Consider the following 18,686-nt stretch of genomic DNA (forward strand, 5'->3'; position numbering starts at 1 on the left):
CCGATTATTCCCGAGCGAGGGCTACGACAGCCTGCGTGCGCGGTCAAGATCGTCCGACGATTTCATCCAATCATGTTGACAGGGTGATCGGCATGCGGCATCCCTGTGCGCAACAAAGAGGATTGGGAGGGACCGTGGGCTCCGTTAAATTGCCTATCGACGACGTGCTGCACGCAGGTCCGCCGGCGACGCCGCTGGTGGAAGCCGTGCTGGACCTTGTGCGCGAACGCATCCGCGCGCGTTTCGGCGAATCGGGACTGGACTGGGACGCCTTCGCGCTGACCGCCGCCGACGATCTCGTCACGCGTGAGGACATCGAGTCCGTCGAGGCCCGCATCCTCGCCAGCGGCCATCGCTTCGACTGGTCCGCGCGCGTCTCCGTCACCGAGCGGCCCGAAGCGCACAAGCCCGATGGCACCGCTTCGGAAGCCAGTACCGGTTTCACGCATCCCGAGGCGCCCAGCGGCGACGCGGACGGTGATGGCAAGGCCCTGCGCGGCCTTGGCGACAACGTCGTGCGTTATCCCACCGACATCGTCGGCCAGGCGCTTTACGTGCGTTCGAACGAGCGGGTCATGGAACTGCTGTCGAGCGGCGTCCCCACCGGTGCCATCGCCATCATCGACGATTCGGGCGGCACCCTGACCGCGCCGATCATCGACCAGTTCGCGGGCGTGGTCTGCGCCGGGGGCTCGGTCCGCTCGCACCTTGGCATCCTGACGCGCGAGTACAACATCCCCTGCCTGATGAACGCCAAGGTGGCCGGTATCCGCGAAGGCGATCGCATCTCGGTGGAAGTCTCCGCCCCGGCTAAGACGACGGAGGACTATCAAAAGGGCGTCGAGCGCGTCGCGCGGGTCTGGGTGATCGGGGAGGCGGCGTGATGGCGACGACCATGACCGAGCGCGATCTGGTGCTCCATGCGACGGCGATCAAGCGCCATGCGCCGCTGCCCGCCATCGCGCACCTTGCGGGGCTTCCCGAAGCGACGGCACAGGCGGTGATCGCCCAGGCCGTCGCCACCGGCCGCGTGATCGAGGCGCGCGGCGCCTATGCGCTGACGCCGCTTGCCGGCGTGGCGCTCACCGCCCGCTATGCGCGCCACTTCGCGGATGTGCGCGAGGACGCGGCGTTCGTGAGCGCCTACGAGGGTTTCGAGCGGATCAACCGCACGCTCAAGCAGATCATCACCGACTGGCAGACGCTCGACATCGGCGGTGCCAAAGTGGCCAACGACCACAGCGACAAGGCCCACGACGACGCGGTGATAGACCGCCTCGGCGCCCTGCACGAACAGGCCGAGCCGATCCTCGCCAAGCTGGCGGGCCGCCTGCCGCGCCTGCAATACTACGCCGACAAGCTGCTCGCCGCGCTGGAAGCGGCCGAGGACGGCGACCCCGAATGGGTCAGTGATATCCGGCGCGACAGCTACCATACCGTCTGGTTCGAACTGCACGAGGAACTGCTGCGGACCATGGGTCGCGAGCGGGAGGAATGACGATGGCCGACTGGACTCTCCTGCTCGACGGGGCCGATCTGCCCGACCGCGCGCTGATCGGCGGCAAGGCATGGTCGGTGGCGCGCATGGCCGCGCTCGGCCTCGACGTGCCGCCCGCCTTCGTCATCACCACCCGGGCGTGCCTCGCCTATCTGGAGCGCGGCGAAATGCCCGAGGGGCTTGAGGCCGAGATCGCCGCCGGGCTCGACTGGCTGCAACGTCGTACCGGCCGCAGCTTCGGCGCGGGTGCCAAGCGGCTGCTGCTTTCTATCCGATCCGGCGCCGCGATCTCGATGCCCGGCATGATGGACACCGTGCTCAACCTCGGCATCGACGATGACGGCGAGGCGGCACTGGCGGCCGAGACGGGCCTGCCTGCCTTCGCCCGCGATACGCATCGGCGGTTCCTCGAACTCTACAGTTCGATCGTGCTCAGGCAGCCGGTCGAGTTGGAGGCTGCCGAAAGCCCGGCGCAGTGGCGCGCGGCGATCGGCGAGGTTCCGGGCGCGGTGCACGACCAGCTTCTCGGCGCGGTGCGGGCGGTGTTCGACAGCTGGAACACCCGCCGCGCGCGGCGTTACCGCGAACATAACAACATCCCGCACGACATGGGTACGGCGGTGACGGTGCAGGCGATGGTCTTCGGCAACCTCGACGATCTGAGCGGCACCGGCGTCCTGTTCAGCCGCAATCCGCTGCAGGGCGACCCTGCGCCTTATGGCGAATACCTGCCGCGCGCGCAGGGCGAGGACGTGGTTTCGGGCAAATTCACCCCGCTCTCGCTGGGGGCCATGCAGGCGCATGTGCCCGACGCGCACGCCGCGCTCCTAGCCGCCAGCGACATGCTGGAGCGCGAGAACGGCGACGTGCAGGATATCGAGTTCACCGTGCAGTCGGGCAGGCTGTACCTGCTGCAATCCCGCTCGGCCAAGCGCGCCCCGGAGGCTGCGGTGCGGATCGCGGTGGACATGGTGGGCGAGGGGCGGATCGACGCCGCCACCGCGCTCTCCCGCGTCAGCGCCGAGCAGGTCTCGACACTACTGCTGCCGCGTCTCGCCCCCAACGCCGCCGAGGGCGCACAGGTGGTGGCGCAAGGCGAGGGCGCCTGCCCCGGCGTCGCCACCGGCGTGCTGGTGGCCGATTCCGACGAAGCCGAGCGCCGTGCCGCCGCTGGGGAAGCGGTGATCCTGGTGCGCGCCACCACCAGTCCCGACGACGTCCACGGCATGATCGCCGCACGCGCCGTCGTGACCGAGCAGGGCGGCTCCACCTCGCACGCCGCCGTCGTCAGCCGGGCGCTGGGGCGCCCTTGCGTGGTCGGCACCGGCAGCGGCGCCCTGGTGCTGGCGGGGCAGGTGGTCACCGTGGACGGCGCCAGCGGCAAGGTCTTCGCAGGCGCACTCGCAACGCAGGTGCCGCGCGAGGACGAGGACGAGCGCCTCTCCCGCCTGATCGGCTGGGCGCGCGAGCGTTGCCCGATCGAAGTGCTGCGCCCTGAGGACGCCGCCTCCGCCGATGCGGTGGACGTCGATCTGCTGCTGGCCGAAGGCACCCACGAACAGTTGGCGAGCGCGCTGGCGGGCCACGCCGCGGCGCGCGGCAGCGGCCTCGCCAATGCCGAGATCGCGCGCATCGCCCGGCGGGCGGGGATTACGCGCATGATAACCGAGCCGGTGCTGCCGGCCCTTCTGGTCGCGCTGGAGGATTGAGCCGATGACCTCGCCCATTCACGATATCCGCGCTATGCTGCTGCAGTTCGAGCGCTCGCCGCTGAAGGACTTGTACTTCCGCTCGGCCGACTGGTCGCTGTTCCTCGCCCGGCCGGAGGGCGGCGCGAACCCGCTGCTGGCGCTGGAGGCCGGCGCGGCGGAGGCCGTCACTGCGGCCACGATCGCGGGCGTCGCGCAGGCACCGCACCTCGGCCTGTTCGAGCCGTGCTGCGCGGCCGGAGACGCGGTGCAGGTCGGCGACGTGCTCGCCCGCCTCGACGTGCTGGGACGCAAGACCGAGGTGGTCAGCACTGCCGCCGGCGTGGTCAGCGCGGTGCACGCGGCGGCCAACGACCTCGTCGAATATGGCGCCGATCTGGTGGAGATCGCGGCCGCCTGAGGGCTGCATCGAAAGATCGCATAATTCACCACCGGGCGCCGTTTTCTGCGGTGCCGGGTGGATTTTCATGTCCGTGACAAAAAGGTGGCCGGAGCGAGCAAGGCAAGGAGCCGCTCCGGCCAAGGGTCACAGGATGAGAGGAATGCCCCATGACAAGCATTCCTCCGGGCTTGAGGCTTGACGAGAGAGGCAAGCCGCGAAATAAAAGCTAATGCGAAGCAGTCGCATATGCAAGTGAAAAAGGAAGCCCTGTGTATCAGCCCGGCGATCGGCCCCTGGACGACCGGCATTGGAAGCGGCTGAACCGCTTTGCCAACATGGCATTCGCCAAACGCCGCTGGGATGAAGCGGATCGCCTGTACGGAGCGGCGCTTTACGAAGCGAACCGCCTGTTCGAGATTGCGCAGGCGGGCGGTGTGATGCGCTGCGATCCGGCGCCGATGCTGGTAGTCGCGACCACCAATGCTGCCGAAAACTGGATCGTCCTGGGCCGGTGCGAGGATGCGGGCAAAGCGATCGCCGGGCTGTCGCGGCGACTCGTGGAAGTGGTCGACGACATGGAAAGTCCGCCGGATTTCCGCCGACAGTGCCTTGTTCACCTGAAAGGCGCAGTACGGAGCCTGACGTCCGTATTGCCCCGCGCCGGTTGGTCGAGCGATGCAGTTGTCGCTCAGGTGATGGAGGTGCGCAGCGCTGCGCTTCGCGCCATGGACCCGTCATCTCCCCGGTATTGAGAACGGGGTGAAGGCACGGTCGCTTCAATGGACCGATACCGATCCGACGCCTGGGCGCCGGATCGGTATCCAGCCGTATCAGGCCGCCAGTCTGGTTCCCGCGGTCGGGCCGGAGCGGAGCGTGAAGATGTCCTCGATATGGATGAGCACGGCGAATTTCGGCGTCTTCATCCCGGCCGTGTCGGCGAAAGCGACGGCGTTATCGAAGGCATCGCCCTCGGAAAAGACTTCGGGCCGTCCGATGAAACGATAGCCGTCGAGCGCATCGCGATCGATCACCGCGACGGCCATCTTCGATCCGTCGAGGATGTTCTGCAGCGTCTGGCCACCGGTGTTTTCGTTATAGATAAGCGTCTTGTCGTCATAAACGCGAAGCGAGCGCTTGGGGCCGATGTCAGGGAGGCCTTCCTTGCTCACCGTGGACTGGATCGGCAGCTGGACGGCAAGGAATTGCTTCATGGTTTCGTCGAGAAAGCTCATGGCGGGTCATTTCTTTCCGGTTCGAGCGGGATGGCCGACGGCGTGCCGGCGCGTAGGCTCGTAGGGGCTGAGATCGCGCGGATACCGCGCACGTAAACCGTTATATATAATGATTCGCAAATGCAATAATTTGGCAGAATGCGTGTTCGATCCTGATGTCATGACTGCCCTCAGCGCCATTGACGATAGGATATGCAAATCCGGACAAGGACCTCGTACTGTCCGGGCATCGCTTGGAAGAGGCTAGTGAGAATCACTTGCAGTGCCGTTTTCCAGATGCGACTGCTTGTCCGTTCGCCGCGTCCGCAGCGACGTGTGCTCGATATCGTGGGGCGAGACGGAATGGCGCTGGCACTGCCGGAGTACGAGGCCGATAGCGCCGATGGACCGGCGACATGGACTTCCGGCGGCTTGTTCACCGTCGCCTTTCTCGGCGTGACGGCGGGTGTCCAGATGAGCGACCGGGGCCTTCAGTCGATCCTGCTCTCGGCGATCCAGGACAGTTTTCGGGTCGGGGATGCGACGATCGGGGCGCTTCAGGGCCTTGCCGGTGTCCTTGTCGGCAGCGCGGTCGCCGTACCGCTGGCCAGGCTCGCGGATCGCCTGTCGCGCAAGAAAGTGCTGCTCGGCCTGATCGCGGGCTGGACGTGCCTCATGGCCCTGAGCGCACTGGCGCCCGATTTTCCGCTGTTCTTCGTAGGCCGCGCGGCTTCGGGCGTAACCGAGTTCGCGATGATACCGATCGTGTACTCGATGATCCCCGACATCGCGCCGGATCGGCATCGCGTGACGGCCAATCTGTGCTTCGCTGCGCTGATGGCTGCCGGAGCGAGCGCCGGCTTCTACTTCGGCGACGTGATCGTCCAGATGGCCCGACAAACGATACCCCTGGCCATGGAGCCGTGGCGCAAGGCGCTGCTGCTGTTGTCTTTCGCCGGTGCCCCGCTCTTTGCCCTCGGCCTCCTGACTCACGACCCGGCGCGCCAGATCGCGCCGTCGGACCCAGGAGGGAGGTCGGCCGCGCTCGGACCCTTTCTGCGTGAGCGGTGGCAGGCCGTGGGTTTGTTCGTCGGCGTTGCGGGAAGCCTGATGATCGCGGTGCAAGCGCTCAATCCGCTGATTGCGCTGGCGCTGGAGCGACGCTTCGATGCGGACCTCGGCAAGGTCGGCCATGCCATGGGGGTGGTCACGCTCGTGACCTCGATCGGTTGCCTGCCGGTGGCGGGTGTGCTCGACCGGACGCTGCGGAGCCGTTTCGGTCTGGCGGCACGTCCGTTGATCATGGGCGCGGGTGCCTTGTGCGCGGTGCCGTGCTCCGCTTTGTTGATCGTGATAGACAGCGTGGGCGCGGCGCTGTGGGTGGTGGCGTTTTTCCTGTTCGTCACCTGCACCGCGAACGCCCTGGTTCCGACCATGTTGCAGGATCTGACCCCGGCCACGCTACGCGCGCGCAGCTTTGCCATCTGGAGCTTCGTGGTATCGGTGTTCTGCGCGATCGGTCCCCTGGCTGCGGGCGCGTTGTCGGACCTGCTGCTTGGTGGACGTCTGCTGACCGCGATCGCCGTCACGGCGATTCCTGCATTGTTGCTTTCGACTGCCTGCGCTGCGCGCTCGATAGCGACTGCGCGTCGCTTTTTGAAGTCTCAGCCGACATGAAAAAACCGGGGCGCCCATTCGTCTTCGATGAACTGTTCATCGCGAGAGTGCTCCGTGACTTCCCCAATTGGTTCCTTGATGCTTGCGATGTCAGCGATTGCCCTGGCCCTTGCTTCGCCATCGCCCGGATCGCGGGCCGACCCGGGCGATGGCGAAGTGGCAACATTGCGGGCGCTCTATGCCGGGCAGCCCGATAGCTGGCCGCGGCCCTGGCTTGAGCCGGGAGCGCATTTCGCCGAGTTCGGTCCGGTCCCATCCCTGCCTACGCCTCAGGTCCCCGAAGAAATAGCGCTTGGGCAGAGACTGTTCGAAGAGCCGAGGCTTTCCGGATCGCGGCAGATCGCCTGCGCATCCTGCCACAATGCAGAGCTTGGTTTCACCGATGGCCTGCGCACCTCATTCGGGCATGATCGCAAGCGCGGGCGGAGGAACGCATCATCGCTCATTGCCGCTGCATGGACTCATGGACTGTTCTGGGACGGGAGGGAGGCGACCCTTGAAGGCCAGGTCCTGGGACCGCTCTCCGATCCTCTCGAAATGGCTGGAAGCCGCAAGCGGATCGAGCGATGGATCAATCGCGAGGCCAGCTATCGCGACGCTTTTGCCGAACGGATCGGCGCGCGCCGCATCAGGCTCGGCGACATTGCCGGAATGATCGCCGCCTACGAACGCAGCCTGACCCCGCCGCGCAATCGCTGGGACCGCGTGTTCACCCAAGGGGTTTCGGCGTTCAGCGACCAGCAGTTGCGGGGGCTTCACCTGTTCCGCACCAAGGCGGGCTGCGCGAACTGCCACAGCGGCCCGCTGCTGACTGACAACCGGTTCCATAATCTGGGGCTGAGCTTCTACGGCACCGAGCGCCAGGACCTGGGGCGCTGGAATGTCACAGGGCGTCCCGAGGACGTCGGCGCGTTCCGCACGCCGACGCTGCGCGGACTGATCCATACGCGGCCCTACATGCACAACGGCTTCTTCCCGTTTCTCGAGCCGGTCGTGATGTTCTATTCCGGCGGCGGCGGTCCTAACGACGCGGTGCAGGCGCCCGGCGAGGCCGCGCCGCCGCCACAGGCCGACCCCCTGCTCAAACCCCGCGATCTTACGCGCGAGGAGCGTGAGGCGCTGGTCGCATTCCTGCAGGCGCTGTAAGCTTCAACGCGGCAGCATGAACTCGACGGGGACCACGAGGTCCAGGGTTTCTCCGCCGCGCTCCTTCGGCGGTTCGGGCAGCGGGTCCGCACGGTGCGGCAGCGCAAGGGCCTCGCGGTCGAGCGCCGAACTGCCCGATACTTGTGCCAATGCCACCGCAAGCACACGGCCCCGGCGGTCCATGGTGATGCGCACCCACGCAACGCCCTGCTCGCGCCGCGCGCGGGCTGTCGCCGGGTAGCGCTTGCGGCTGGCAAGCCGGGCGAGGACGCGGCCCTCCCAGCTGTCGGGTGCGTTGGAGGATACGGTGACGGCGGGCGGCACCTCGATCGCCTTGGGCGCTGCGGCCTCCGCCTGTGCGGGGCGGGGTTGCGGTGCATCGACGGGGCGCGCCGCTGGCAAGGATGGCGCCAGGGCGATCGCCGCCTGCGGCACTTCGATCCGCTGGGGCACCGGCGGCACCGGGTCCTGCTGCTCCACTGGCTCCGGGGCATCCTTGGGTGTTTCCTGCTCGGGCTGCGGCGGGGATGCAGGCGCGGCAAGATCGATCACCGTCAGCGGAGCACGCAGCGGCGGCGGGGCCGCCGCGAAAGACCAGCCGACGAGCAACGCTCCCCCCGCACAAACGTGCAGGAGGAGCGTGATCGACAGGCCGCGCAGGCGGTCAGCCGGGGATTGGCGATAGGCCATCGCCCCGATCAGAAATCGATGGCGAGCGACGCGCGGATCGAGCGCGGCGCACCCATCGTCAGCACCCCGCGCGACGCCGCCGCCCAGTAATTGCGATCGAACAGGTTGTCTGCGGTCAGGCGGACCTGCATCGGCCGTCCTGCCGCCTCGAAGGCATAGCGGATACCGGCATCTACGCGGGTCCAGGCCGGGATGCTGCGCGCGTTGGTGGTCGTGAGGTCGATGTACTCGCGGCTGGTGTAGACGACGCGGCCGGTCACGGTCAGGCCCGGCACCATCGCCACGTCCCATTCGGCGCCGAGGTTGGCGTTGAACTCCGGCGAACCGCGTGCGCGGCGTCCGTCGTTGAGCCCGCCCTCGGTCTTCGTCATCTCCGCGTCGAGGTACATCACGCCGCCGAGCAGCCGCAGGTGGTCGAAGGGCTGGCCGAACAGGTTCAGCTCGATGCCGCGATTGCGCTGCAGGCCGTCGTATTCGAGCGTTGGCGAACCGCCGGTGGTGCTGGCCACTTCGACCGCGCTCGGCACCGCGATCTGGAACACGTCGGCGGTGACGGTGAACGTGCCGAGATCATACTTCACACCGGCTTCGTACTGGTCGGTGACGAAGGGCATGAAGATGTCGCCGGCATTGGCGTAGTAGCTGCTGGCGATGCCGCCCGGATTGAGCGATTCGATGTAGCTGGCGTAGACCGAGAGGTTCTCCACCGGCTTCACCACCAGCCCGACCGAAGGCGACACCCGGTTGCGATTATAGCGCCGGGTCAGGTCACCGGCGGTCGAGAAGGTCTTCTGCCCCACCTTCTGCCGCCGCGCGCCGACCATCAGCACGACACGGTCATCGGCCATGCTCATGATGTCGGCGACGGCCTGCCCCTCGTAGTCGTACTGGGACGTCAGGCGCCCGGCATCCTTGCTCAAGGCGCTGGTATCGGGCGCCGGGTAATAGATCGGGGTGTAGATGTTCGAGGCCGCGCAACCGGTGGTGCAGTTCGCGATGTAGTAGTTCAGCTGGCCGCGCTTTGCATTGTTGGCCGAGGCGATCACCGAAAGGCTGTGCGAGACCGGCCCGGTATCGAACTTGCCCTTGATCGAGCCCTCATAGCTCTCGTTTCGGCTGCGCGCCGGGATCCAGTAGGGAAAGCCGCTCTTGGTGCCGTCCACGTTGGTGATGCTGTCGATCACCTGGATGTAGAGTTCATCCGACTGGTTGCGGCTATAGGCGGCAGCGGCCGTCCAGCCGGGCGCGAAGTCGTATTCGATGCGGCCGATGGCGTAGTCGTTCTGGCCGTCCCAGAACTCCCACTTCTGCTTGGAGTTGGTCCGCGCATCGGGCGCCTTGGGCACGGCCACGCGCGAGCCGATACGGGTGCTGCTCCAGCCGCCCTTGAGCAGGCGGTCCTGATGGCCGAGGTCGATCGTCACGCGCAAGTCGTCGCTGCGGTAGTCGAGCCCGGCGGCGAGCATGGCCGAGCGGTTGTTCGTGTAGTCGACGTCGGTGGCACCGTCGCGGTAGACCGCGTTGACGCGCACGCCGAAGCCCTTGTTCACGCCGAACCGACGCGACACGTCGAGATTGGCGCCGAACTGGCTTTCCGAGGCATATGTCGCCGTCACGCGGTTGAGCGGCGCATCACCGGCCCGCTTGAGTACGTAGTTGATCGAGCCGCCATAGGACGAGCCCCAGGGGCTGACGCCGTTGAGCATCGCGCTCGGCCCCTTGTGGACTTCGACCCGCTCGACCGCCTCGATCATCGTCCCGCGCGTGTCGGAAGCGCCGAACATGCCGTTGACGAGCACTTCGCGCCCCGTCAGCTCGAAACCGCGCATGATGACCGTGGTGGTCTCGCCGTCGCGCGCGCCGCTTGCGCGGATCGAGGGATCGTTGTCGAGCACGTCGAGCAGGCTGCGGCTGTTCTGGTTCTCGATCAGTTGGCTGGTGTAGTTGGTGACGTTGAACGGCGTGTCCATCACGCTGACATTGCCCAGCAGGGCAAGCTGTCCGCCCGTTGCGACTTGGCCGCCTGCATAGGCTGGGGGAAGATCAGGTGATCCCGCGTAAGTACCTGCGCCGTCCATGGAGGCGGCCTCGACACGCACCGATCCCAGTTGGACGGCGCCGTCCGCGCCCCTCGGCGCCGCGATGAGCACGACGGCATTGCCCGCCATGCGCCAGGTGATACCGGTGCCGTACAGCATGTGGCTGAGCGCCGTGAGCGCGGGCATCTCGCTCTGGATCGCCTGGCTGCGCACGCCGTTTACGAGCGTGGCGTCCGCCGTGACCTGCAGCCCCGATTGCCGCCCGAACATGTTGATCGCGCTCGCAAGCGGCTGCGCGGGAATATCGAAGCGTGTGCCTGCCGACTGCGATGCTTCCTGTGCCTGCACCGGCGCGGCGAGCGCGATCATGCTCGTCCCTAACGCAGCCGCCAACAGCGCAAGGCGCAGGCCATCACGGCGGGGACGCAGCCCGCCACGCGATTTGATTGTCATAGGATACCCCCAGATTGATCCGAACTTGCAATTGCGTTGCAATCGCGAAGTAGACGGAGGGGGCGCCGGAATTTTTCACGCCGTTCGAGAATTTTTTCGCACATCATGCGAAAAGGCGCAGTCAGCGCGCCCGAATGATCGTCAGGTAGGGGGTGACGCGGGTGATCGAACCACCGGCAGGCTCGACGATCGCGGCAAGCGCTGCTGCCGGTCTGCGAGCATCATACAGACCCGTGATGCGGCGGGCGGCCAGCGCCTTGTCGGCAAGGACGATCCAGCCTTTGTCATAGCGCCGCATTTCCTCGACGACCTCTCCGACCGTCGCATTTTCGGCGAAGAGATAGCCATCGCGCCATCCCGCGAGCGAAGCGACCGGCACCTTGTCCTCGCGCATCGCGCCGCTTGCATTGTCGACAAGGACGCGGTCGCCGGGAAGCAGGTCCTCGCTGTTGCCGCTCGCGCTGACGCGCACATGCCCTCTGGCGACACCGACCTGCGTTTGCTCCCGGCTGGAGCGGACCTCGAATGCCGTGCCCAGCACACGTGTTTCGGTGCGTCCGCTGGCGACGACGAAGGGATGGGCGGGATCGCGCGCCACATCGAACCATGCCTCGCCCGCGACCAGTCGGACACGCCGCTCATTGCCGGTCAGGTCCACGTCTATCGCGCTGCGTGCGCCAAGCGTCACCCGCGTCCCGTCCGGCAATTGCACGTCGCGCAGTTGGCCGGTGCCGGTGGCATAGTCGGCGCTCAGCCTGAGCAGCAGCGACGGCGAGATCGCAAGCGCCAGTGCGACCGAGGCCGCCAGTGCGCCGAGCGAGGCCATGACCCGGCGATAAGTCGGTTGCGATCGCGCCCGCGGGGTAAAGGGCAGTACCGTCGCCGTAGAAGACGGCGCCCGCTGCGCCCGCTCCACATCGCCAAGCACGGCCCAGGCCTTGCGCGCCTGCGTCCATGCCTGCCGATGCTCGGGCGTTTCATCCAGCCACGCCTCGATGCGCTCGCGCAGCGCCGTGTCTTCCGGCGCGGCTTGCGCGTCGAGGAGATAGCCGACGGCAGCGTCCATCGTCTCCTTCGAAAGCGGGGCGGGGTTCATGGTGTCTGCCTTGCTGCTGCGCCGATGCTCCGGCAACCTGCATGACGGTCGAGGCTCACGCATTTTTCACGCGTGCCGCATTTTTTTCGGCATGAAGGAGCATGGCTCATGCCTCGTGCTCCCCGATCGCCATGGCTATCCGGCTGAGCGCCTCCCTGACGAGGCGATGCACGGTCGCGACCGAGACCGATAATCTGTCGGCGATCTCCTGAAGCGTGTATCCTTCGAACCTGTTCATCTCGAGAGCGAGGCGCATGCGCGGCTCCATGTCCCTAAGGACCTTCTCGATCCTGTCGATCAGTTGTCCTCTGGCGGCCTCGTCTTCGGGGCTGGCGGTTTCCGTGGGCAGCATCCACCACTGCGGGACTTCCTCTTCGCGCCGTTCGATCTTCTCGCGCCGCACCTTGTCGAGCGCGATGTTGCGTACGATGCGGTAGAGATAGGACAGCGGGCTGCGGATATTCTGCCGAGCGGCATTGCCGTCGGCCGCCGCAAGCCTGAGAAATGCCTCCTGCACGACATCCTCCGCCTCGGACCGATCGCGCACGATCGGCCGCGCATAGCTCACGAGAGCAACGCGGTGGCGGATCAGGTCGTCCAAGCAGGGTCTCGGGTGAAGTTGACGGAATGAGGGCCGCTAACATGATTGCGAATCATTCGCAATTATTTGTCGCGCGGCCCGGTATCCCGTCCACAGGCACGGCAATGGTTTCAGGCGAGCGTCGTCTCGATCGGCAATCCGCCCTTGAGGGTGAGCGTTACCGGCGTACGCTCGGCGATGTCGGCGAGACGGGCTTTCTGGTTCTCGTCCAGCCCGATGATCGCCAGCCGGCGCTCGATATGCATGCCGTCCTTGCCGCCTCCCAGATGCAGTTCGACGTCGAGCGACTGCAACGGCCAGCCCTTGCGCGCCGCGTACATCTTTAGCGTGATCGCGGTGCACGCGCCCAGACTGGCAAGCAGCAGGTCGTAGGGGGCCGGGCCTGCGCCTTGTCCGCCCAGAGCCTCAGGCTCGTCCGCCGTGATCGCGTGGCCGCCGACGACGATCTCGGTGCGCCAAGGGGTATCGCCGATATGTGCGGTTCCATGTGCCATCGTTGTTCTCCTCAAGCCGGAAGCGGGATGAATTCGTGCTCGCCGGGCACCGGGGCAAACCGCTGTTCGCGCCAGTCCTCCTTGGCCTGCTCGATGCGATCGGCGGAGGACGAGACGAAATTCCAGAAGATATGGCGCTTTTCGGGAAGGGGCTCGCCGCCCAGCAGCATCAGTCGGGCAGGGCCGCTGGCGCGCAGCACGAGTTCGGCATCGGGCTTGAACACGACCAATTGGCCCGCCGCGAAAGTGCCGGTCTGGCCTTCGACTTCGACCGCGCCTGAAACGACGTAGATCGCGCGCTCGATATGCTCGGCCTTGACGCGGTAGCGTGCTCCGTCCTGCATGGCGATGTCGGCATAGACCATGTCGGACCAGGTCTTCAACGGCGAGGTCATACCGTCCGAACTGCCCGCGATCAGGGTCAGGCGGGTTCCCGCATCTTCCGTGAACGGGATTTCGTGCGCCTTGTGGTGCGAGAAGGCGGGAGCCGTCTCCTCCGCTTCCTTCGGCAGGGCCACCCAGGTCTGCAGGCCGAACAGCTTGCCGCCGCTGGCGCGGTTTTCCGCGGACGTGCGCTCGGAGTGAACGATACCGCTGCCCGCGGTCATCCAGTTCACCTCGCCGGGGCGGATCGCCTGCAGCGAGCCGACCGAGTCGCGATGTAGGATTTCGCCTTCGATCAGGTACGTCACGGTCGAAAGACCGATGTGCGGGTGCGGACGGACATCCAGACCCTCACCGCTGCGGAACACCGCCTCGCCCATCTGGTCGAAGAAGATGAACGGGCCGACCATCCGGCGCTGCGCGCTGGGCAAAGCGCGGCGGACCTGGAAACCGTCACCCAGGTCGCGCACCGGCGGCAGGATGACTTGCTCGACGCCTTCGATATCGAGTTCCGGCGCGAGTGAAGTCTGAATCGTCATGGGGTCGGTCCTTGATCGCGGTTGGGGGGCGGGGGGCTGCCCTTTCCACTTCAGATACCCTGATCAGGGAATTCCATTCAGGCGAAAAATATAGCACGGAACGTTCGAATATCTCGAAAAGCCTGTGCCTATAACCAAATGCTATGAATGACGGCTCCGCAGGTGCTTAAAGTCGCCCTTCGCTGCGCAGATATGGGATGGACCCTATCCAGCGGAGCCTTCGATGCATAACGCCATTGCCACCGTGTCGCTGCGCGGCACTCTCGAGGAAAAGCTGGCCGCCGCCGCGCAGGCCGGTTTCCAGAGCGTCGAGATATTCGAGAACGACCTGATCGGTTCGGCGCTGCGGCCCCAGCAAGTGCGCAGGCTGATGGAAGACGCGGGGCTTTCCTGCTCGCTCTACCAGCCGTTCCGCGATTTCGAAGGCATGCCCGGAGACTTGCGGCAGCGCGCGCTCGACCGGGCGGAGCGCAAGTTCGACGTGATGGAAGCGCTGGGCACGGACCGCATCCTGGTATGCTCGAACTGTTCGCCCGCATCGCTGGGCGACCGCCAGCGCATCGTCGACGACTTCCGTGACCTTGGCGAGCGCGCCGCGAAGCGCGGCATCCGCGTCGGCTACGAGGCGCTGGCCTGGGGGCGGCACGTCAACGATCACCGCGACGTCTGGTCGATCGTCAAGGCGGTGGACCACCCGGCGATCGGCATCATCCTCGACAGCTTCCACTCGCTGTCGCGCGGGATTCCCAGCGAAAGCATCCGTGAGATCGCAGGCGACAAGATCGTCTACGTCCAGCTTGCCGATGCGCCGCTGCTGGATATGGACCTGCTGTACTGGAGCCGCCATTTCCGCAACCTGCCCGGACAGGGCGGCTTCGATCTGGCGCGCTACGTGGCCGAGATCCTGCGCACCGGCTACGACGGCCCGCTGTCGCTGGAGATCTTCAACGACCGCTTCCGTTCGATCTCCACGAAACTGATCGCCGAGGACGGGCACCGCTCGCTCGAATACGTCCGCGACGCCGCGCTGCGCGTGCTGGGCGAGCCGACCGCGATGCCCGCCCCGCAGGCGCCGCTGCGTGCGGAGTTCGTCGAGTTCACCGCAGGTACGAACGACGTGGCGCGGCTGGGCGATACGCTCGAGACGCTCGGCTTCGCGCGGACCGCCACGCATCGCACCAAGAAGGTCACGCGCTGGCGGCAGGGCGAAGTCAACTTGGTGGTCAATGCGGAGCCGCGCGGTTTTGCGCAGTCGTACCGGATCGTTCACGGTACTTCGATCTGCGCGATCGGGGTGCGGGTGAACGATGCGCAGGCGGTGATGGACCGCGCCGCCGCGCTCGGCATTCGCGCCTATCGGCCCGAGGGTCGTCCTGGTCGCATGGCGATGCCCGCACTGCGCGGCGTCGGCGGTAGCCTGGTCTATCTCGTCGAGGATGCCGGCGCTGAAGCGCTGTGGGCGCGCGAGTTCGAGCCGGTCGAAAACACCGAGGTGTCCGGCGATGCGGGGGTGCGCGGCATCGACCATCTCGCCGCCGTCGTCCACAACGACGAATTCCTGTCGTGGCAACTCTACTGGCGCGCGCTGTTCGGGCTGGAGGGGCGCGACGCGCAGGACGTGATCGACCCGGCGGGCCTCGTGCACAGTCAGGCGCTGCAGTCGCCCGACGGCGCCTTCCGCCTCACGCTCAACGCATCGGACGCGCGCGAGACCCTGTCCTCGCGGTTCCTCGCGCAGGGCTTGGGAGGCGGTTTCCAGCATGTCGCACTGACCAGCGAGGACATGGTCGCCACGGCGCGGGCGCTTCAGGCACGCGGTGCCGCGATGCTCGACGTGCCCGCCAACTACTATGACGATCTGGCCGCCCGCTTCGGGCTGGCGGACGATGTGGTCGCGGCGATGGCGGAGGCGCATATGCTTTACGACGAGGATTTCGAGGGCAATTCCTATCGGCAGCTTTACAGCCGCGCGTTCGACAAGCTGTTCTTCTTCGAATTCGTGGAACGGGCGGCGGCCTATGTCGGTTACGGCGCTGCGAATGCCGGGGTGCGGCTGGCCGCGCAGAACCGCTATCGCGGGGCGACGGTCGGGGCGGAGTGAGCCTTCTGCACTGACACAGCAAAACCCCGGGGCAGCGTCAGGCTGCTCCGGGGTTTTGCTTTTTCGTCTCCGGTTGGCGAACCTGGAGTACGATGACATCAGATTGTTGCTCGTCATTGCGAGCGCAGCGAAGCAATCCAGGGCCGCTCGAACCGCCCTGGATTGCTTCGCTGCGCTCGCAATGACGGCTATTTTGGCATGCGGATCAGTGAGACGCACAGGCCCGCGAGCACCACCGGCACCGCGAAGATCGCGAAGATGACGGGCAGCGAAACCTTCTCGGCCAGCAGGAAGCCGCCCAGCATCGGGCCGATCACCGCGCCGATGCGGCCCACGCCCATCGCCCAGCCGAGCCCGGTGCTGCGCGCTTCGGCGGGGTAAAGGCTGGTCGCCAGAGGATAGCAGCCATTGAAGCCGCCCTGCACGAAGACGCCGATGAGGAAGGCGGTCAGAAGCGTTGCCGCCAGCGGCATGGCGACGGAACCGAATACCACCAGCGCACCTGCCGCCAGCACCATGTAGCCCAGGATCAGGCGGCGCAGATCGACGCGCATGGCCACATAGCTGAGCGAGGAGATGCCGATGAAGGCGCCGATGTTGTAGATCGCTCCGGCATAGATCGCATCCTTGGCCGGAAGGCCGGCCTCGACGGCGAGCTTGGGAATCCAGCTGATGACGAAGTAGAGCGTCATGAAGCTGAAGGTGATCGCCAGCCACAGCAGCATCGTGCTGGCCGCGCGGCCCTCGCCGAGCAGGCCGCGCAGGCCGACACGCTCGGCCTGGGCCTCGGCTCGCTCGGGAAGGCGCTCGAGCGGGGCGCGGCCGATGGCGACGAGCAGGCGATTGGCCCGCTGCAGCGCGTTGGCGGGCTGGCGGGTGAGCAGGAAGTCCACCGATTCGGGCAGGAAGGCGAAGACCAGCGGGATCGAGATCAGGCACAGCGTCGCCGCGCCCAGCAGCATCGCCTGCCAGCCGTGCGCCTCGATGTGCTGCGCGACGAGGAACCCCGTCAGGGTCGCGCCGACCGGGTAGCCTGCCTGCAGGAAGCCGACCGCGAAGGTGCGATGGCGCGCGGGTGCATACTCGGCGGTCAGCGCCGCCATGCTGGCGAGGACGGTGCCGATGCCGATGCCGACGATGAAGCGGGTGATGAGCAGTTCGGTCACCGATGTCGCGAGGCCAGAGCCGAACATCGCCGTCGCCATCATGATCAGCGAGGCGAGGATCAGCTTGCGGCGTCCGAACCTGTCGGCAAGCGGGGCGACCAGCAGGCCGCCGGCGGCCATTCCCGCAAGGCTGGCACTGAAGACGACGCCGAGGTTTTCCGGGCTGATGCGCCAGTCCGCCGACAGTGCCGGGGCGATGTAGGACAGGATCAGCACGTCCATCCCGTCGAGCATATTCAGCAGGAAGCAGATCGCCACGATCAGCACCTGACGGGCCGACCAGTTGTCTTCCCCATGCGTTACCTTGGCGTCGGCGGGCTGGCCGTTCACGGTGACGTAGGGACGCACGGACACCGATCCTGCGGCGGAATAACTGGCCATGGTAACGCCCTTCTCCATCCTCTTCGCGGCGCTTGCTTTGCGCCTGTGCCCGCCCGGTCTTGGAATACGTCCGGCTGTCGTGGCGGTCCTTAACGGATCATGTCGTAACGGCAACGGCGCAATTCTCGCAGTGCACGCAATGATGTTCGGCATGCCGTTATGTTATGGATGAGAATGCGCTGCCGATCGCGGAAGGGCTATGAGAATGTTGCGCGCGATCTCCTCGAACGTCTCCCCTACCAGCGTTCGCGCGATTTCTAGGTTGCGGCTGACGTAGACGGGCAGGGTGCCCGGTTGCTCGAATTCCAGGAAGCGCACGGAATCGGCATGGGCCTGCATCGCCGTGAAGCTGTCCACCAGCGCGACGCCCATGCCGTTGGCGACGAAGGCCACCGCGGTCTCCGCAAAGCGCACGTAAGTCGCGACGTCCAGTTCCTCGCCCGCTTCCTCGTACATGCGGGCGATGATCTGCCCGTGCGGCGTTTCCTTGCGGAAGGACTGGATTCGCTCTCCCTGGATATCGGCGAGGGTGATGCGGGGGCGGTCCGCGAGGTGGTGCCCGGCGGGCACCGCGCAGACCATGCGGCCGGTGCCGATCCGGCTCGACAGCACGTTGGGATGATCGATCGGAAACACCGTCAGTGCATAGTCGCCGCGCTGCAGGGCCAGCCAGTCCACCGCCTGCTCCACCGAAAGGATATCGAACTGGATGGTGACTTCGGGATAATTCCCGGTCAGCCGCGAGAGCATCTGGGGCACCACCGAATGGCCCAGCGACGGCGATGCGCCGACCCGGAACGTGCGATCGACGCCCTTGGCCAGTCGCTGCACCACGTATTCGAGATCGCTGAAGCCCTTGAAAACGTGTTCCACTTCCTGAAACAGAGCCTGCGCCTCGGGCGTCGGCAGAAGGCGGCCGCGCGTGCGGTCGAACAGGCGAAAGCGCAGCTTGTCTTCCATGTGCCCGATCATGCGGCTGAGGCCGGGCTGCGACGTGCCCAGCATGCGCGCCGCGCCGCTCACCGTCTTGGTGATCATGACGGCGTGAAATATCTCGATCTGCCGGATCGTCAACATGCGCCAGCCTAGCCGATCGCAGGACGAGGCGACAAGCGATCT

Annotated in this window: 17 protein-coding genes; 8 read left to right on the top strand and 9 right to left on the bottom strand. The window is 66.4% G+C overall.

The window, feature by feature from the left end; genetic code table 11:
* Window positions 1-134 precede the first annotated feature (134 nt).
* The 5 genes from BES08_RS23075 to BES08_RS23095 all read left to right on the top strand — a co-directional run bounded on the left by BES08_RS23075 (window position 135) and on the right by BES08_RS23095 (window position 4,341).
* Entirely contained in the window at window positions 135-884 is a 750-nt protein-coding gene (locus BES08_RS23075) for a PEP-utilizing enzyme (RefSeq protein ID WP_231958342.1), read from the top strand.
* Window positions 884-1,498, top strand: coding sequence for a hypothetical protein (locus tag BES08_RS23080; RefSeq protein WP_036530138.1), 615 nt, complete (start codon window positions 884-886; stop codon window positions 1,496-1,498). Before BES08_RS23075 ends, BES08_RS23080 begins: the two co-directional genes overlap by 1 nt.
* Window positions 1,495-3,207 (top strand): pyruvate, phosphate dikinase, encoded by a 1,713-nt coding sequence (locus tag BES08_RS23085; RefSeq protein ID WP_036530141.1) that lies wholly within the window; start codon window positions 1,495-1,497, stop codon window positions 3,205-3,207. Before BES08_RS23080 ends, BES08_RS23085 begins: the two co-directional genes overlap by 4 nt.
* Window positions 3,208-3,211: 4 nt before the next feature.
* On the top strand, window positions 3,212-3,607 hold the full coding sequence (locus BES08_RS23090) for an acyl-CoA carboxylase biotin carboxyl carrier protein subunit (RefSeq protein WP_008828884.1): 396 nt from the start codon (window positions 3,212-3,214) through the stop codon (window positions 3,605-3,607).
* Between the two features lie 251 nt (window positions 3,608-3,858).
* Window positions 3,859-4,341 carry a DUF2753 family protein gene (locus BES08_RS23095; protein ID WP_069709473.1) on the top strand — a complete coding sequence of 161 codons (483 nt, stop codon included), beginning with the start codon at window positions 3,859-3,861 and terminating at the stop codon, window positions 4,339-4,341.
* A 78-nt stretch (window positions 4,342-4,419) separates the two neighbouring features.
* Here the strand turns inward: BES08_RS23095 and BES08_RS23100 are convergent, their stop codons facing one another.
* The gene (locus BES08_RS23100) at window positions 4,420-4,821 is read right to left on the bottom strand and encodes a pyridoxamine 5'-phosphate oxidase family protein (RefSeq protein ID WP_036530145.1); all 402 of its coding nucleotides are present in this window, start codon (window positions 4,819-4,821) and stop codon (window positions 4,420-4,422) included.
* Between the two features lie 342 nt (window positions 4,822-5,163).
* On the opposite strand from BES08_RS23100, the gene BES08_RS23105 reads away from it, so the two are divergent.
* Both BES08_RS23105 and BES08_RS23110 read left to right on the top strand, forming a co-directional pair.
* The gene (locus tag BES08_RS23105; RefSeq protein ID WP_036530148.1) at window positions 5,164-6,477 is read left to right on the top strand and encodes an MFS transporter; all 1,314 of its coding nucleotides are present in this window, start codon (window positions 5,164-5,166) and stop codon (window positions 6,475-6,477) included.
* 87 nt (window positions 6,478-6,564) lie between these two features.
* A complete protein-coding gene (locus BES08_RS23110) occupies window positions 6,565-7,623 on the top strand; it encodes a cytochrome-c peroxidase (RefSeq protein ID WP_231958343.1) in 1,059 nt (352 codons plus the stop codon).
* 3 nt (window positions 7,624-7,626) lie between these two features.
* Here the strand turns inward: BES08_RS23110 and BES08_RS23115 are convergent, their stop codons facing one another.
* From BES08_RS23115 to BES08_RS23140, 6 genes are all read right to left on the bottom strand, one after another.
* Entirely contained in the window at window positions 7,627-8,313 is a 687-nt protein-coding gene (locus BES08_RS23115; RefSeq protein ID WP_069709474.1) for a TonB family protein, read from the bottom strand.
* Window positions 8,314-8,321: 8 nt separating this feature from the next.
* Window positions 8,322-10,805, bottom strand: a complete 2,484-nt coding sequence (locus tag BES08_RS23120) for a TonB-dependent receptor (protein ID WP_083274795.1) — start codon at window positions 10,803-10,805, stop codon at window positions 8,322-8,324.
* 121 nt (window positions 10,806-10,926) lie between these two features.
* A complete protein-coding gene (locus BES08_RS23125; RefSeq protein WP_197524497.1) occupies window positions 10,927-11,901 on the bottom strand; it encodes a FecR family protein in 975 nt (324 codons plus the stop codon).
* Window positions 11,902-12,007: 106 nt separating this feature from the next.
* Entirely contained in the window at window positions 12,008-12,502 is a 495-nt protein-coding gene (locus BES08_RS23130) for an RNA polymerase sigma factor (protein WP_069709475.1), read from the bottom strand.
* Between the two features lie 110 nt (window positions 12,503-12,612).
* Window positions 12,613-12,996 (bottom strand): OsmC family protein, encoded by a 384-nt coding sequence (locus tag BES08_RS23135; protein WP_036530159.1) that lies wholly within the window; start codon window positions 12,994-12,996, stop codon window positions 12,613-12,615.
* Between the two features lie 11 nt (window positions 12,997-13,007).
* A complete protein-coding gene (locus tag BES08_RS23140; RefSeq protein WP_036530161.1) occupies window positions 13,008-13,919 on the bottom strand; it encodes a pirin family protein in 912 nt (303 codons plus the stop codon).
* Window positions 13,920-14,142: 223 nt separating this feature from the next.
* Here BES08_RS23140 and BES08_RS23145 point away from each other — a divergent pair, with 223 nt between their 5' ends.
* Window positions 14,143-16,020 (top strand): bifunctional sugar phosphate isomerase/epimerase/4-hydroxyphenylpyruvate dioxygenase family protein, encoded by a 1,878-nt coding sequence (locus BES08_RS23145; protein ID WP_036530163.1) that lies wholly within the window; start codon window positions 14,143-14,145, stop codon window positions 16,018-16,020.
* A 188-nt stretch (window positions 16,021-16,208) separates the two neighbouring features.
* On the opposite strand, the gene BES08_RS23150 is transcribed toward BES08_RS23145, so the two are convergent.
* Both BES08_RS23150 and BES08_RS23155 read right to left on the bottom strand, forming a co-directional pair.
* The gene (locus BES08_RS23150) at window positions 16,209-17,567 is read right to left on the bottom strand and encodes an MFS transporter (protein WP_036530165.1); all 1,359 of its coding nucleotides are present in this window, start codon (window positions 17,565-17,567) and stop codon (window positions 16,209-16,211) included.
* A gap of 162 nt (window positions 17,568-17,729) precedes the next feature.
* Window positions 17,730-18,644, bottom strand: coding sequence for a LysR family transcriptional regulator (locus BES08_RS23155; RefSeq protein ID WP_008829184.1), 915 nt, complete (start codon window positions 18,642-18,644; stop codon window positions 17,730-17,732).
* Window positions 18,645-18,686 lie beyond the last annotated feature (42 nt).

It is taken from the genome of Novosphingobium resinovorum, assembly GCF_001742225.1.
In the GTDB taxonomy this organism is placed as follows: Bacteria; Pseudomonadota; Alphaproteobacteria; order Sphingomonadales; family Sphingomonadaceae; genus Novosphingobium; species Novosphingobium resinovorum_A.